Raw genomic sequence first — 15,370 nt, 5'->3', positions numbered from 1 at the left:
GAAGACAACCTAGATATAGCGAAGCAGAAGGCAGCCGCAGCAGCAAAAGCGAAAGCAGCAGCCCTGGCACGAAAACAGGCAAAAGAGAGCGGAACAGAAGGAGGAGAAGAGGACAACCTAGATATAGCGAAGCAGAAGGCAGCCGCAGCAGCAAAAGCGAAAGCAGCAGCCCTGGCACGAAAACAGGCAAAAGAGAGCGGAACCGAAGGGGGAGGAGACAACTTAGATATAGCGAAGCAGAAGGCAGCCGCCGTAGCGAAGGCCAAGGCTGCTGCACTAGCCAAAAAGAAAGGAGCGACCAATAAAGAAGAAGATCCCGAAAAGGCGAAGGCTAAAGCCATCGCTGCTGCAAAAGCAAAGGCAGCGGCGGCCGCAAAGGCAAAGAATACTGTAAAAGAAAGTCCCGAAGCGACCCCAGAAGCACCTTCACCCAACCAACCTATCCTCGATCAACTTATTCAGGCCATTGAACGGCATTTGGGAGAAGATGTCCTAGTAGATTACTATATTAATACCCTTTCAAAAGATATTCCCACCTTGGTAGCTAAACCTGATACATATTTCCAAATTGCAGACTTTCTACGCCATGATAAAACGTTAAGTTTTCAGTACTTATCAGAGTTGCATGGCACCGACTTTGAGACCCATATGGAAATGTATGTACAGCTGTACTCCTTTCTAATAAATCATTCAGTTGCACTGAAGGTGAAACTTGATAGGAATACTCCTTCTGTCTCGTCGTTGGTGCCCTTATGGCCGGGAGCAAATTGGCCGGAGTGTGAGGCATACGACTTACTCGGCATCGTATTCCAAGGGCATCCGGATTTAAAGCGGATCTTGCTTGGAGAAGATTGGATTGGATATCCGCTTCGTAAAGATTATCAGCCCTATGACGTGGAGGTGTAGCTCAATGTTACGGACGGAAGAGATGTTGCTTAATGTCGGACCACAGCATCCCAGTACGCATGGCGTGTTCCGGCTTATCATCAAAATCGACGGTGAAATCATTAAAGAGGCCACCCCAGTCATTGGGTACCTTCATCGGGGAACGGAAAAGCTGGCAGAAAATCTGCAATATACACAGATCATTCCCTATACCGATCGGTTGGATTACTTAGCGGCAATGACTAATAATTATGTACTTTGCCATGCAGTTGAAACCATGATGGGGGTGGAGGTACCTGACCGCGCGGAATATTTGCGTGTTATCGCGATGGAGTTGGGCCGTGTGGCCAGCCACCTTGTGTGGTGGGGAACATACTTACTTGATATTGGAGCGACAAGTCCCTTTTTATACGCCTTTCGTGAACGGGAAATGATCATCAATTTATTGACCGAATTGTCGGGGGCACGGCTGACGTTTAATTACATGAGGGTTGGCGGCGTGAAGTGGGACGCTCCGGAGGATTGGATAGAAAAGGTGGCAGAGTTTGTCCCCTACATGAGGGAGCAACTGGCTGGGTACCACCAACTGGTTACAGGAAATGAGATTTTTATGAACCGGGTCAGGGGTGTGGGCGTTTATTCAAAGGAAGATGCACTTTCCTATTCATTGAGCGGCGCTAATTTAAGGTGTACGGGTGTGAAATTTGATTTAAGAAAAGATGAGCCTTATTCCATTTATGACCGGTTCCAATTCGATGTACCCACCCGTGAAGAAGGTGATGCCTTTTCCCGTTATCATTGCAGAATGGAAGAAATAGAAGAGTCCTTGAAAATCCTGGAACAGGCCGTGAAGCAATTTCCTGCTGAGGGACCGATCCTTGCCAAGGTCCCGAAAATCATCAAGGTCCCGAAAGGGGAGGCGTTCGTCCGAATCGAATCGCCAAGAGGGGAAATAGGTTGCTATATTGCGAGTGAAGGGAAAAAGGAGCCGTACCGTTTGAAATTCCGGCGACCATCCTTTTATAATCTGCAAATCCTGCCCAAATTGCTCGAAGGGGAAAATATGGCGAATCTGATAACGATACTTGGGGCGATTGACATCGTTTTAGGGGAGGTGGATGGCTAGATGATCCACAATCTACTACAATCAGCTCCTAGCCTTCTCAACTTTGGCATCTTCTTTGGCTTGGCGGTCCTGCTCCTATTCGTAGTGTTAGGGTTTGTCACCTATGGCATCCTCTCGGAACGGAAAATCATGGGGTTCATGCAGATGCGGGTGGGTCCGAATCAACTTGGGGGTAAATGGGGGCTTTTACAGACCGTTGCCGATGTTTTAAAGCTTTTGATCAAGGAAGACACCATACCGAAAAAAGCGGATAAACCGCTGTATATATTAGCTCCCGTGATCGCCTTTGCTCCGGCTTTCATGGTCCTGGCCACCTTGCCTTTCACAGAAGCTTTTCAATTTGCGGATATAGGTGTCGGCCTCCTTTATTATGTGGCGGTATCGGGCATAACGACGATTGGCATCGTGACCGCTGGTTGGGCATCCAACAATAAGTATTCTTTGATTGGCGGGATGCGCGCGGCGGCACAAATGATTTCATATGAAATCCCGCTTGTCATGTCAGTAGTGGGAATCGTCCTTTTGACGGGGAGCCTGAACCTGAACGAAATAGTTGCCGCTCAGGATAAAGTTTGGTTCATTTTCCTTCAGCCCATTGCATTCTTCGTATTCTTTATAGCTTCGGTGGCCGAGTTGAATCGGGTGCCTTTTGATCTTCCAGAAGCGGAATCAGAGCTCGTTTCAGGCTACCATGTCGAGTATTCCGGCTTTCGTTGGGCCTTCTTTATGTTATCGGAATATGTCTATATGTTTGCAATGGCTACGTTAACCACTGTATTATTTTTAGGTGGATGGAATTCTATACCGTTTCTGGATTTTATTCCGGGAGCCATCTGGTTTGGCTTGAAGTTTAGTTTAGTCTTTTACGTATTGGTTTGGATTCGCGTTACGTTTCCACGGATAAGAGTGGACCAATTGATGGAGTTTGGTTGGAAGGTCTTGTTGCCCGTAGCGTTAGCCAATATATTTTTGACTGCGCTTTTCAAAGAACTATTCAAACTATTTTAGACGTTAAAGATTTTCAGAAAGTGGGGGATCCATATGCTGGGGTTAGCAAAAGGTCTAACGTACACGCTGAAGAACCTGACCCGGAAAAAGGTGACGTATGACTATCCGAATGAGCCACTGCCACTCCCTGATCGGTTCCGGGGAATTCAAAAATTTTATCCTGAAAAGTGTATTGTTTGTAATCAGTGCGTGACGATTTGTCCGACAGATTGCATTCAGTTAACGGGAAAAAGACATCCAGATCCTACGAAAAAAGGAAAGATCATCGATACCTATGACATCAATTTTGAAATATGCATTTTATGCGATTTATGCACGGAGGTTTGTCCGACCGAAGCAATCGTGATGACAAACGAATTTGAACTGGCTGAGTATAGCCGGGATCAGTTATTTAAAAATCTGGAGTGGTTGGATGAGAATGATGAGAATATTCGAAAGGTGAATAAGGTATGAGTGTGTCTGGTGAATTACTTGCTTTTATCGGCTTGGCAACCGGCGCGATAGTGGGCGGGGTACTGCTGATTACGTTAACGAAAGTGGTGCACATGGTGGTTGCACTGGTCTTTACATTCCTAAGCATTGCAGGCATTTACTTGCTTTTATCGGCGGAATTTGTCGCTGTCGTACAAATCCTCATCTATTCCGGGGCGATTACGATCGTGATGCTGTTTGGAATCATGCTGACGCGCCATCATGAAAAGGAGGAACCGGCAAAGGACGGTTGGCGAAAGTTCTTTTTGATCTTAGGGATTGCCGGCTTTGCCTTAGTGGTTTATCTAGGCATTTACAACCTGGATATACCGGTTCAGCCATCGACTCTGCATGAGGAAAATACGAAACAAATCGGAATCGAGCTGTTCTCAAAGTATGTGATTCCATTTGAAGTGCTTTCCGTGCTCCTGCTCGTCGCTTTGGTCGGTGCCATAGTCTTGGCAAAAAAAGATGATGAGGAAGAGGAGGGAGGCAAGTTATGACAGGTGTTCCCTTGTCTGCTTACCTCGTCTTGGCACTCGTTTTATTTTGCATCGGGCTATACGGTGCCTTGACGAAAAGAAATGCAGTTATTGTTTTGATATCGATTGAACTGATGCTGAATGCCGCGAATGTCAATCTGGTTGCCTTCAGTAAATTTGGGGTAACTCCGTCTATTACGGGTCAGGTGTTTTCATTATTTACGATTACAATCGCTGCAGCCGAAGCGGCTGTGGGGCTAGCCATTTTAATGGCTCTGTACCGAAATCGAAAAACAGTCAATGTGGATGAAATGGATACGATGAAGCATTGACGGTTCATACAAATGAAGGTATGAAGAAGGGGATTTGATACGATGATGGAGAATGCTTGGGTCATACCGATCCTTCCACTCGTCTCGTTCGTGTTACTGCTTTTATACGGTAGACGGTGGCGGGAAAAAGGCGCCTATATTGGAATACTGTTCACACTCACATCGTTCATTTTATCTGTAATCGTTTTGGTGGAACGGCTGCAGGGACCTACTTATAAGATGGCGATGGATTGGCTTTCTATCAGTGGGACGCAACTCACGGCAGGATTTGAAATCAATCAGCTGAATGCCTTGATGCTTGTGGTCGTATCTCTGGTGAGTCTGCTTGTTCAAATTTATTCGGTGGAATACATGAAAGGGGAAGAGCGGTTTTCCACTTTCTATGCTTACCTTGGTTTCTTTACCTTTTCCATGCTTGGGCTTGTCATAGCACCGAATTTACTTCAGCTATATATCTTCTGGGAGCTTGTTGGAGTTGGCTCATTCCTATTAATCGGATTTTATTTTCATAAACAGGAAGCGAAGCTCGCTGCGAAAAAGGCATTTATCATGACCAGGATTGGCGATGTGGGACTTCTCATTGGAATTATTCTATTATTCTGGGAAACTGGAAGCTTCGAATATGGGGATATTTTCTCAGCTGTTCAAACGGGGGATATCTCGATGGGAAGGTTGACGCTAATCGCCATTCTGATTTTTATCGGGGCTGTCGGAAAATCCGGACAGTTTCCACTTCACACATGGCTTCCTGACGCGATGGAAGGGCCCACACCGGTCTCGGCTTTAATCCATGCGGCAACTATGGTGGCGGCAGGCGTTTACTTGGTAGCCACGATGTTTCCTCTGTTTCTTGCAAGTTCGGCAGCTATGCAGGTCGTAGCCGTGACGGGTGGCTTTACCGCGATCTTCGCCGCTAGCATTGCTCTCGTCCAAAAAGACGTGAAGCGAGTGCTGGCCTACTCAACCATCAGCCAGCTTGGATTCATGATGCTGGCGTTGGGCACGGCGGGGTATGTAGCAGGGGTGTTTCATTTAATGACCCATGCTTTCTTTAAAGCTTTGCTGTTCTTGGCAGCAGGTAGTGTTATTCATGCTTTACATACACAGGATGCAGAAAAAATGGGTGGGATATGGAAGAAGTTGAAGGTAACGGGTCCACTGTTCCTAATTGGTACGCTCTCAATATCGGGGTTTCCCCTTTTATCAGGATTTTTCAGTAAGGATGAAATCTTGATGTCGGCCTGGGGGAATGGGAGCTACTTTCTATTCACGCTCGCTTTGATTACCTCCTTTTTGACGGCCTTTTATATGTTCCGTTTGTTTTTCATGATTTTCGCCGGAGAATCAAGAGGTCCTGCCAATCAAGTCGAAGATCCTTCTTCTTTCATGTTGGTTCCAATGATGGTCCTTGCGGTGCTTGCCGTGCTCAGCGGATATATACAAACTCCATGGTTTGGGGCCTTTCTTGGAGACTGGCTCATCGATGGAAATGAATCGCTGTTAGGCGTCAGTCATCATGAGGGACCGGTTTGGATCATGTTGTTAGCCATTTTCGTTTCACTTGCTGGTATATTCCTGGCGTATCTCATCTACGTAAAAAGGGCGCTATCACGGAGTTGGCTGGTGGGAGAGGACTCCATGATATATAGAGTTTTAGATAATAAGTACTTCATAGATGAGATGTACTACTTTACCGTAGGCTATCTTACCAGAGGTCTTAGCTTGTTTCTATCTTATATGGAAAAGTTCATTATCGGAGGATTGGTGTCCACAGTGAGTAACTCCATAGAAGGTTTAGGGAAAATGGGGGCTAAACTTCAAACGGGACAGGTACAGCAATATGGCGTTATAGCCTTTCTCGGACTTGCGGTTCTGATGGTCATCTTTGCGTTCACTGGGGGGTATTTAAGATGAACGTATACTTACTCACATTGTTGGTGTTTTCCCCGCTGCTTGGTATGGTGATGGTGGCCCTCATGCCTAGAACCGAGGAAAGGACCATTAAGCAATTTGGTTTCTTTGGGACACTGCCGCCCCTTATACTGACGTTATTTTTACTTGTACAGTACTATTCGGGGATAGCACTCTCTTCTTTTGACATCAAGGTGAACTGGATTCGATTTGGGAATCTTTCGATGTATGACCCAAATTTATTCGCGGTGAATTTTGAATTGGGTCTGGATGGTTTAACCCTTGTCTTTCTATTGTTGACGACAATCATTTCCTCTTTGGCGGCCCTGGCATCCTTTTACATAAAGAGGGAGTGGAAAGGGTATTACCTATTATTTTTACTTTTAGAGATTGGGATGCTTGGCGTCTTTACGGCGGAAAACCTCATCTTGTTTTTCATCTTCTTTGAAATGACCTTGGTCCCGACGTTCTTCTTGATTGGCAAGTGGGGATATCTTGAGAAAGAAAAAGCTTCTTATCAGTTTTTGATCTATAACGGAATAGGATCGGCCATTTTATTGGTGGTGATTCTGATATTGTTCGCCCGGACAGGTACGACGAATATTGCGGCTTTGACACAGATGATGACAATGGGTGGTGTATCTCTATTTGCACCGGTTTCCGGCTCGATGAAATATGGACTATGCTTGGCCCTTCTGATTGCTTTTGCCATTAAACTGCCCATGTTTCCCTTCCATACTTGGATGGTGCGGGTTCATGCCGAGGCGCCACCGTCGATTGTCATGATCCATGCAGGGATTCTCTTGAAGATAGGCGCTTACGGAATCATCCGGTTTGGAATGGGAATCTTTCCAGACCAATATCAAACGCTTGCCTCCATCATTGTTCTCTTTGGGGTCATCAGCTTGTTGTATGGTGCCTTCTTAGCGTTAGTGCAGACAGATTTCAAGCTTGTTTTAGCCTATTCGTCCGTTTCACATATGGGAATCGTGATGATGGGGCTTGGTGCCTTGAATGAAGCGGGTTTGCAGGGGGCTATTTTTCAAGTGGTATCACACGGGTTGATTGCCGCTTTCCTATTCTTTTTGGTTGCTGTGTTGTATGAACGGACAGGTACGACGGTGCTTAACCGGCTTGGAGGCCTAGCCAAGTCGATGCCGCTCTTTTCCGGATTTCTGCTGGCCGGGGGGATGGCTTCTCTTGGTTTGCCGGGCATGTCAGGGTTCATCAGTGAATTCATGGTCTTCCTTGGCTTATTTAAGAGCCAGCCGGTGCTTGCTGCAATTGGCGCCATCGGTCTCATCTTAACAGCTATCTACGTCTTGAGGGCTGTCCTGACGATGACATTCGGCAAGGATAATAGCTTAATAGAGAAAGAGATATATGATCTTAAGGGTAAGGAAATGGTACCGACGGCAGTGCTTCTCGGCTTAATTATAGCGATCGGTATATATCCGAATCTACTCGGCAGGCCTCTTCAAGGAACGATTGACGCAATCATGCTAGCCGTAGGGGGGCGATGAAGATGGATTGGAATACGATGCTTTCATATCATTGGGGAGCGATGATGCCGGAATTCGTCATCCTTGGAACGGCGATGGCCCTTTCCATATTGGACTTATTCTGGCCGAAGCATTTTAATCGGAGAAAGCTGGCCTGGTTGGCCCTTACCGGTATCATACTGGCCTTTTTCTCCTTGATAAGTTTGTTTTCTTTTGAAACGGTAAGTATCTTATCCGATACTTTTCGGTTAGATTCTTTTGCAAAAGCGTTTAAGCTAATCTTACTGTTAGGAGCGGGGTTAATCATCCTGCTTGCAGAGAGCTATGAGCCCAAGGAAGGGTTGAAGGAGCATCGCGGGGAATTTTATTATCTGTTCCTGGCGGCGTTGCTTGGAGCAATGATCATGACATCAAGTGGGGACTTGATCACGTTATTTGTTGGCCTGGAGTTGCTATCACTTTCTTCCTATATATTATCGGGCATACGTAAACAAAATACGAAGTCCAATGAAGCGGCCATGAAATATGTAATTAATGGAGGGATCTCTACAGCCATCACTCTGTTTGGCATGAGTTATTTGTATGGTGTGACGGGATCGGTGAATCTGGGGGAAATGAGCAGAACGATGGCAGGCATAACAGATGGTCAACTGCTCTACATTACGGGGCTCGCTTTCTTCATGGTTTTCATCGGTTTATCTTTTAAAATTGCCGCTACCCCCTTTCACATGTGGGCTCCGGATGTTTACGAAGGGGCACCTACGCCCGTCACCGCCTTTTTAAGCGTCATCTCGAAAACAGCTGGATTTGTAATCCTTCTGCGTATTTTTCTCTCCTTATTCTTGGCTGCACCTGGGGATACTCTCGGGGCATTCGACTTTTTCGAGAAAAACAGTGGATATATCGCTTTAGTGTCAGCGGTGACGATGATCGTAGGGAATGTGATTGCATTAAGACAGCAAAATTTAAAACGGTTATTCGCTTATTCGAGTATCGCCCATGCAGGATACCTTCTTGTAGCCGTAACCACATTGGGCGGCGGGTACTTCTTGATGGATACAGTCTGGTTTTACTTACTTGCTTATACACTGATGAACATTGGTGCTTTTGCAATTATTCAAGTGCTCTCGATCCGTAGCGGTTCAGAGGACATCAGTATCCTTGCGGGGCTAGGGAAGAAGTCACCATATCTGTCCATAGCCTTTACCGTGTTTATCCTCTCATTGGCAGGCATCCCGGGAACGGCAGGCTTTATTGGCAAACTGAATATCTTTCTCGGCGCCTTCATTACGGAACCGGGACATTATGTCCTTGCAGGGATCATGATTGCGGCAACAATCGTGTCCTATGTCTATTACTTTGGATTATTGGTCCAAGTCTTTTTCCGGCCGGACCATTCCGGTAAGTTAATAAAGGTGCGTTCGGGTTTGTCCATCGTTATAATGGTTTGTATAGGCGGCACGATCCTATTTGGATTAGCTCCTAATCTTGCCTTTGATTTCCTGCATAACCATTTTGGGGATTTTAAAGACTTTATTTCAAGTGAGTGATATAATGCCTTTATCAGAGGCTGGTTCCAATGGATACAGTCTCTGTCTTTCAATTCTGAAAGATTTTTCACGATTTTTCCTTTTAAATTCCAAATTTAAAGGGGATTTGTGATAGAATGAAAGACGGGTGTCTTTTAGGAGGTATGTACATGTTTTCAACAATGGGACAGCAGGCCTTGCTAGGTATCATTTCCCACTTGTTCTTCATCGCAGTTACATGGTGGGCTCTGCAGGCTCTACATTTTGATAAGATATTAAGATCCAATTCGGTCATTAAGGCTAGGGTACTTTATATTTTATTGACGGTGGCCATTGGTTCTGTTGTGAGTGATTTCTTCCTTGACTACCTAGGACTTGCTAACCAACTTCCATATATGTTTAGCGATGATTAAATAAGCTATAAGATTTCATGTATAGCAAAATATGATTCTTCTTGTATTCGCCATTATTCTACTGATTTTTATAGCATTAGCAGAAAGCATCATCAAATGTCAGGAAATGAAAAGTATGAACTCTCCTTTTTTGGAAATAATGCTTTAAAGGGGAGGGATTTAACATGTTTGCAGAGAGTAAAAAAATGTTATTATACATAGTAATTCTTGGTTTGACGGTGTTTTTAATTGGGAATAGTACAATTGTGGCAAAAGGTAAAGCCGATATAGTTAAATTGGTGGAGCTACTGCAACAAGATAAAGCGGTAAACATAGGAGATTGGTCTGTGTACGCGCGCGAGATAAATAAAGAGATCACAACTAAACAAGAGTTTGAAAGAGAAGTGATCGCATTAAAACGAAAATATCCTCAATTTGATTGGAACCGGGAAGACGGCGCTTCCGCACAGAAGGCTGAGGCGTTACTTTACCATGCCGATTCGGGCCTGACGGAGTCTATTAAATTGATGACAACCGAGGATGAATCTGATAAAGTTACCTATGTCATTTACGAAGTCAAGGGACAAGAATGGAAGGAAGGCTACCCTGCTTACTTTACCAGTACGTACCAAAATAGAGTGAATGACATATTTAAGGGAACTCCTTCAATTTTTTCTTGTATTACGGGGTCTATCAATGATAATATGGATTCGATTTTAAACTCTAAAACCGAAAGCCTGTTAGATAAGTTCCAAGCGAGGGAAATTGAGAGTGTGCATGAAACAAACTTTACATCTATATCTGCACATTCAACTTTGTTTAAACAACCTTTGACTAAAGAAAAATTAAATTTGCAGTTTGGGCTACGGACAGAAGGATTGGGTGACCGGACGAACTTTGTAATTGGCACACCAATCATAACGTTTGAATATTAATATAGAGAAAATGGACGCGGAGGGGAATACTTTTGGAAAAAATCATCGTCCGCGGCGGCAACAGGCTTAGCGGGACAGTTAAAGTAGAAGGTGCTAAAAACGCCGTTTTGCCAGTTATCGCTGCAACATTATTAGCAAGTGATGGGAAAAGTATCATTAAAGACGTTCCTACGCTCTCCGATGTATATACAATCAACGAAGTATTGCGCAACTTAAACACAGATGTTGCCTTTCAAGATAATCAAGTAACTGTAGATGCATCAAGAGAGTTATTAGACGAAGCACCATTTGAATATGTACGTAAAATGAGAGCTTCCGTTTTAGTAATGGGATCATTATTAGCAAGGAATGGCCGGGCCCGCGTTGCTTTACCGGGTGGTTGTGCCATCGGATCCCGTCCTATCGATCAGCATTTAAAAGGCTTTGAAGCGATGGGAGCAAAAGTGAAGGTCGGCAATGGTTTCATTGACGCTGAGGTAGATGGCAGACTTAAGGGAGCAAGAGTGTATCTTGATTTCCCAAGCGTAGGTGCCACTGAAAATATCATGATGGCAGCGACACTTGCTGAAGGTACGACTATTCTTGAAAACGTGGCAAAAGAGCCTGAAATCGTGGATCTAGCTAATTTCCTTAATAAAATGGGTGCCAAAGTTAAAGGCGCTGGTACAGGTACATTGAAAATCGAAGGTGTCCATAAATTATATGGTGCTGAACATTCAATTATACCTGACCGCATCGAGGCTGGAACATTTATGACTGCTGCTGCACTTACTGGTGGTAACGTTCTTGTTCAAGGTGCCGTTCCTGAACATCTTACGTCCCTCATTGCCAAAATGGAAGAGATGGGTGTTACGATCATCGAAGAACAAGATGGATTGCGTGTAATCGGTCCTAAAACCTTGAAGGCCATTGATATTAAAACAATGCCCCATCCTGGTTTCCCGACTGATATGCAATCACAGATGATGGCATTATTATTGCGTGCTGAAGGAACAAGTATGATCACGGAGACCGTCTTCGAGAACCGTTTCATGCATGTTGAAGAATTCCGTCGCATGAATGCCAATGTTAAAATAGAAGGTCGTTCTGTTATTGTTAACGGGCCAACCAACCTTCAAGGTGCAGAAGTTTCTGCCACTGACTTGCGTGCTGCTGCTGCGCTTATCCTGACTGGATTGGTTGCAGAGGGCATTACCCGTGTTACAGAATTAAAGCATCTTGACAGAGGATACGTGAATTTCCATGGCAAATTAGCATCATTGGGTGCTGATGTGGAACGTGTTAATGAAGAGGTTCCAGCAGAAACAAAAACGATAGCGGATTTAAACGCTTAAGATTACTTATTAGAACCCATTCGGGCTTCATTCATTGAAGCCCGAATGGGTTTTTTGTTGTGTGCTGGGAAAGACAAGGCTAACCTGGGCACCTGACACTTTTCTATTCATAAAAGCTTGTCCTTCGACATACATTTATCATGTAGAGAAACCTGCTGGATTTAATTTGTAAAAAAGCAGAGAACAAGTGTAGGGAGGCCCAGGAATTTGAAAGCAATGAAACCTGTGATTGTACTATCCATAGCTGTAGCATTCGTCATTATCATGATTCCAGCAGTGCTTGTGCTTCCGTTTTCCAATGATGTAACAAGTGGGAAGTTAGCCGAACAATTAGAGAAAAAAGAGAAGGAAGAAGGAAAAGAAGTGACTGCAAATAAAATGAGTTCCATTGATGTGGCCGTGTACCGGACGGCTACCCAAAAGATTCAAAAGCTTCCACTTGAAACATATCTATCTGGTGTTGTAGCAGCAGAAATGCCTGCAGATTTCGAGGAAGAGGCATTGAAGGCGCAAGCATTGACGGCAAGGACCTACATCGTGAATCAGTTGATGAGCAATAATCGCCGGGGGTTGCCAAAAGGAGCTGATGTGGGCGATACGGAGATGCACCAAGTGTATAAGAATAATAACGAGCTGAAGAAACAATGGGGCTCTGATTATAAATGGAAGATGAAAAAAATAGATAAAGCCATTAAGGAAACGGAAGGCAAGATATTGACGTATGATGGAAAACCGATCACCGCCACCTTCTTTTCGACAAGCAATGGGTATACGGAGAATTCCGAGGAATATTGGCAAGCAGAGTTTCCCTACTTGAAAAGCGTGTCTAGCCCATGGGATAAAGAATCGCCGAAATTCTATAATAAAATGGTGGTCGATGCGGGGGATTTCGAGAGGAAGTTAGGTGTGAGTTTATCATCAGGGACGACAATCGGTACAGTCGTTCAAAGGACATCCGGAAATCGAGTGGGTGTCGTTGAAATTGGAGGGAAGAAATTGACGGGTAAGCAAATCCGGGAAAAACTCGCATTGAATTCCTCCGACTTTGACTGGGAGCGTCAAGGGAATCAAATCGTCATTACGACAAAAGGATATGGTCATGGAGTCGGAATGAGTCAGTATGGTGCCAATGGCATGGCTCGGGAAGGGAAAAACTATGAAGACATCGTGAAGTATTATTACAAAGGCGTCAAAGTACAGTCCTCAAGTAAGTGGATCAATACCATGACAGCAAAAAAATGAGAGAAGGGGTTTTCCCAGCTCTCATTTTTTTGCGCCGAATTTTTCTATTAGGGTCAGAAAGCCTCGTTTATGTTTGAAATAGTGATACTGCACATGAAAATAGACAGCGAGCACGCCAATGATGTCCTTCGCCACATCAATCAAAGATGCAGAGCGGTATGGGATGAATGACTGGTGATATTCATCAATGATACCGTATAGACCGGCAACGAATGCGGCTACCAAACTCAATCCAGGCTTCAACTTATGATTAACAGCAAGTGCAGAAACGAATAATATGTACAAAATCGCAAATTCGACTAAATGGAGTGCCTCTTTAATGAATCGATCCACTGTGGAGGACGGGAGGTCAAGAATGATGTCATCAGGTTTACTCGACATTATCCAAATAGCAATCATGTAAAGAAAAGGTAGAATCGTTACTAAGATTTTAATGGTCTTTTTCATCAATTAAACATCCTTCAATAGCAAGATACCAAACATTTTACCATTCTACGAATAAAATCGGATTCTTTTTCATAAAATAAATCTAAAATTTTTTTCACTCGGATGTATATAATCTTGGCAAAATGTTCAGAATGGTTGCTGAGGTGATTAATATGAGAGAGGAAGAAAAAAGACCAACTTCCAAAATCCAACGAATACTCAAAAAGCGTTGGGCATTATCAGCAATCTATATCGCAAGTGCAGCCTTAATCTTAGCCGCGGCCTTTTTATTACAAAATAGTTTTGATGATTCAGCTAAGGACGAGAAAAAGGATTCAGCTGAAACAGGAAAAAACTATGATCAGCCTTCAGTCGAAGTGAATAGTGATCTGGAAACCGTTAAGATGCCTGTAGCCAATGCCGATAAAACGGTCATCAAAAAACAATTCTATGACGTGAATGCAGATGAGAAGGCACAAGAAGATGCGTTGGTCTTCTACAACAATAGATATGAGCAGAATAAAGGGATCGACATTGCAATGGAAGATGGAAAATCTTTCGATGTGAAAGCATCATTGAGCGGTAATGTATCGAAAGTACAGGAAGACGCTCTACTTGGCAATTTGATTGAAGTTGAGCATGAAGATGGCGTCGTTACTCGTTATCAATCTGTTAAGGATATCAAGGTTGCCGTTGGGGACAAAGTGAAACAAGGACAAGCTATCGCAACTTCAGGCAAAAGCCAAATCAATGAAGAGGCAGGCGTTCACGTTCACTTCGAAATCAGAAAAGACGACATCGCGTTGAATCCAGTTGACTTTATTGAAAAGCAAGCATCCGCTATACAAACAGCAACTGAAGAAACAGAAGGTAACAAGGATGATTCAGCAGGCAAAGAAGAAGCACCTGCTGCCGAGGGTTCTGAAAAAGGGACAGAGGAATCACCAGCAACGGGCGAATCTGACGCAGGCACTGAGCTAGAAAGTGGCACTGAAGATGATAACTCCACCCCAGCTGAAGACTCTACCGAGAAAAGCGATTCTTTGGAAGATTCATTAAAGGAAGCAAATTAATCACAATAAAAAATTCAAATACAATCAAAACATAAACCATGAGCGTTAAGAAGTACAACAACTGAAAATTTGGTAAAAAGGGGGCCGTTCAATTTGAACGGCTCCCTTTTTTAATTTCGGGGAAATAGTGGAATATGTGAGAAAAAGTCTGAGTATCTGACATATTTCTCGGGAAATAATGCAGTTACTGGAAAAGGAACGGCAGAATGTTGATAAATAAAACGAAACGCCCTGTCCATTAGGCATATATTCTTAACCAAGCTAATAAGATGTTATAAACCATGCAAAGAGAGTGTTTGAGGTGAGGGGTCGTTTATTACAAATAATCTAATAGTTGATCATTCTATCTTTCATTGTTTATAAGACAGGGGTATTCGATTCGAAAAATACGAATCTCATTTCACACTTCTCACATCCAATTTGGGGAGGTCGAGTGGTGTGCACGATTACATCAAAGAAAGAACTATCAAGATAGGCAAGTATATCGTGGAAACTAGAAAGACGGTCCGCGTCATTGCAAAAGAATTCGGTGTCTCTAAAAGTACAGTCCATAAAGATTTAACGGAGAGGCTTCCGGAAATTAATCCTGAATTGGCTAACGAAGTGAAGGATATATTGGATTACCATAAATCCATTCGTCACCTTCGGGGTGGAGAAGCGACCAAGCTCAAATATAAACGGTCAGAAAAAGAAGAAGAAATCGCTAAGTAAATCACAAATCC

The 15,370-nt window shown here is 43.8% G+C and carries 16 protein-coding genes; 15 read left to right on the top strand and 1 reads right to left on the bottom strand.

Translation table 11 applies throughout. From position 1 onward, the window contains the following. The 13 genes from ACIQXH_RS14050 to spoIID all read left to right on the top strand — a co-directional run. Positions 1 to 906, top strand: a 906-nt coding sequence (locus ACIQXH_RS14050) for an NADH-quinone oxidoreductase subunit C (protein WP_403124159.1), incomplete at its 5' end; no start/stop codon positions are given. 4 nt (positions 907 to 910) lie between these two features. Continuing rightward, a complete protein-coding gene (locus ACIQXH_RS14045) occupies positions 911 to 2,011 on the top strand; it encodes an NADH-quinone oxidoreductase subunit D (protein WP_402870357.1) in 1,101 nt (366 codons plus the stop codon). Then, entirely contained in the window at positions 2,012 to 3,019 is a 1,008-nt protein-coding gene (nuoH, locus tag ACIQXH_RS14040; RefSeq protein WP_402870360.1) for an NADH-quinone oxidoreductase subunit NuoH, read from the top strand. A gap of 33 nt (positions 3,020 to 3,052) precedes the next feature. Further along, a complete protein-coding gene (gene nuoI / locus ACIQXH_RS14035) occupies positions 3,053 to 3,472 on the top strand; it encodes an NADH-quinone oxidoreductase subunit NuoI (RefSeq protein ID WP_402870364.1) in 420 nt (139 codons plus the stop codon). Then, positions 3,469 to 3,993 (top strand): NADH-quinone oxidoreductase subunit J, encoded by a 525-nt coding sequence (locus ACIQXH_RS14030; protein WP_403124157.1) that lies wholly within the window; start codon positions 3,469 to 3,471, stop codon positions 3,991 to 3,993. Before nuoI ends, ACIQXH_RS14030 begins: the two co-directional genes overlap by 4 nt. Then, positions 3,990 to 4,304 carry an NADH-quinone oxidoreductase subunit NuoK gene (nuoK, locus tag ACIQXH_RS14025; protein ID WP_402870369.1) on the top strand — a complete coding sequence of 105 codons (315 nt, stop codon included), beginning with the start codon at positions 3,990 to 3,992 and terminating at the stop codon, positions 4,302 to 4,304. The genes ACIQXH_RS14030 and nuoK overlap by 4 nt, the downstream gene beginning before the upstream one ends. Before the next feature lie 42 nt (positions 4,305 to 4,346). Continuing rightward, the gene (nuoL, locus tag ACIQXH_RS14020; RefSeq protein ID WP_403124154.1) at positions 4,347 to 6,218 is read left to right on the top strand and encodes an NADH-quinone oxidoreductase subunit L; all 1,872 of its coding nucleotides are present in this window, start codon (positions 4,347 to 4,349) and stop codon (positions 6,216 to 6,218) included. Continuing rightward, positions 6,215 to 7,738, top strand: a complete 1,524-nt coding sequence (locus ACIQXH_RS14015) for an NADH-quinone oxidoreductase subunit M (RefSeq protein ID WP_403124151.1) — start codon at positions 6,215 to 6,217, stop codon at positions 7,736 to 7,738. Before nuoL ends, ACIQXH_RS14015 begins: the two co-directional genes overlap by 4 nt. Before the next feature lie 2 nt (positions 7,739 to 7,740). Beyond that, on the top strand, positions 7,741 to 9,267 hold the full coding sequence (gene nuoN / locus ACIQXH_RS14010; RefSeq protein WP_403124148.1) for an NADH-quinone oxidoreductase subunit NuoN: 1,527 nt from the start codon (positions 7,741 to 7,743) through the stop codon (positions 9,265 to 9,267). Between the two features lie 149 nt (positions 9,268 to 9,416). Beyond that, positions 9,417 to 9,659 carry a DUF1146 family protein gene (locus tag ACIQXH_RS14005; RefSeq protein WP_403079706.1) on the top strand — a complete coding sequence of 81 codons (243 nt, stop codon included), beginning with the start codon at positions 9,417 to 9,419 and terminating at the stop codon, positions 9,657 to 9,659. Between the two features lie 164 nt (positions 9,660 to 9,823). Then, positions 9,824 to 10,573 carry a YwmB family TATA-box binding protein gene (locus ACIQXH_RS14000; protein WP_402870381.1) on the top strand — a complete coding sequence of 250 codons (750 nt, stop codon included), beginning with the start codon at positions 9,824 to 9,826 and terminating at the stop codon, positions 10,571 to 10,573. Between the two features lie 32 nt (positions 10,574 to 10,605). Then, the gene (gene murA, locus ACIQXH_RS13995; RefSeq protein ID WP_402870384.1) at positions 10,606 to 11,907 is read left to right on the top strand and encodes a UDP-N-acetylglucosamine 1-carboxyvinyltransferase; all 1,302 of its coding nucleotides are present in this window, start codon (positions 10,606 to 10,608) and stop codon (positions 11,905 to 11,907) included. A gap of 207 nt (positions 11,908 to 12,114) precedes the next feature. Further along, positions 12,115 to 13,149: a stage II sporulation protein D gene (gene spoIID / locus ACIQXH_RS13990; protein WP_403124144.1), complete on the top strand. Its 1,035-nt coding sequence runs from the start codon at positions 12,115 to 12,117 to the stop codon at positions 13,147 to 13,149. Between the two features lie 21 nt (positions 13,150 to 13,170). Here the strand turns inward: spoIID and ACIQXH_RS13985 are convergent, their stop codons facing one another. Continuing rightward, a complete protein-coding gene (locus ACIQXH_RS13985; protein WP_402870389.1) occupies positions 13,171 to 13,596 on the bottom strand; it encodes a VanZ family protein in 426 nt (141 codons plus the stop codon). 152 nt (positions 13,597 to 13,748) lie between these two features. On the opposite strand from ACIQXH_RS13985, the gene spoIIQ reads away from it, so the two are divergent. Further along, the gene (spoIIQ, locus tag ACIQXH_RS13980) at positions 13,749 to 14,648 is read left to right on the top strand and encodes a stage II sporulation protein SpoIIQ (RefSeq protein ID WP_402870392.1); all 900 of its coding nucleotides are present in this window, start codon (positions 13,749 to 13,751) and stop codon (positions 14,646 to 14,648) included. A 438-nt stretch (positions 14,649 to 15,086) separates the two neighbouring features. Further along, positions 15,087 to 15,359, top strand: a complete 273-nt coding sequence (spoIIID, locus tag ACIQXH_RS13975) for a sporulation transcriptional regulator SpoIIID (protein WP_402870395.1) — start codon at positions 15,087 to 15,089, stop codon at positions 15,357 to 15,359. Positions 15,360 to 15,370 lie beyond the last annotated feature (11 nt).

Source organism: Peribacillus sp. NPDC097225 (assembly GCF_044761955.1).
Lineage (GTDB): Bacteria > Bacillota > Bacilli > Bacillales > DSM-1321 > Peribacillus.
This window is presented reverse-complemented; position numbering and strand designations above follow the sequence as displayed.

Excerpts from the sequence above, each read along its gene's own strand:
- ACIQXH_RS14045 (WP_402870357.1), top strand. The coding sequence starts at position 911 with ATGTTACGGACGGAAGAGATGTTGCTTAATGTCGGACCACAGCATCCC.
- nuoH (WP_402870360.1), top strand. The coding sequence starts at position 2,012 with ATGATCCACAATCTACTACAATCAGCTCCTAGCCTTCTCAACTTTGGC.
- nuoI (WP_402870364.1), top strand. The coding sequence starts at position 3,053 with ATGCTGGGGTTAGCAAAAGGTCTAACGTACACGCTGAAGAACCTGACC.
- ACIQXH_RS14030 (WP_403124157.1), top strand. The coding sequence starts at position 3,469 with ATGAGTGTGTCTGGTGAATTACTTGCTTTTATCGGCTTGGCAACCGGC.
- nuoK (WP_402870369.1), top strand. The coding sequence starts at position 3,990 with ATGACAGGTGTTCCCTTGTCTGCTTACCTCGTCTTGGCACTCGTTTTA.
- nuoL (WP_403124154.1), top strand. The coding sequence starts at position 4,347 with ATGATGGAGAATGCTTGGGTCATACCGATCCTTCCACTCGTCTCGTTC.
- ACIQXH_RS14015 (WP_403124151.1), top strand. The coding sequence starts at position 6,215 with ATGAACGTATACTTACTCACATTGTTGGTGTTTTCCCCGCTGCTTGGT.
- nuoN (WP_403124148.1), top strand. The coding sequence starts at position 7,741 with ATGGATTGGAATACGATGCTTTCATATCATTGGGGAGCGATGATGCCG.
- ACIQXH_RS14005 (WP_403079706.1), top strand. The coding sequence starts at position 9,417 with ATGTTTTCAACAATGGGACAGCAGGCCTTGCTAGGTATCATTTCCCAC.
- ACIQXH_RS14000 (WP_402870381.1), top strand. The coding sequence starts at position 9,824 with ATGTTTGCAGAGAGTAAAAAAATGTTATTATACATAGTAATTCTTGGT.
- ACIQXH_RS13985 (WP_402870389.1), bottom strand. The coding sequence starts at position 13,596 with ATGAAAAAGACCATTAAAATCTTAGTAACGATTCTACCTTTTCTTTAC.
- spoIIQ (WP_402870392.1), top strand. The coding sequence starts at position 13,749 with ATGAGAGAGGAAGAAAAAAGACCAACTTCCAAAATCCAACGAATACTC.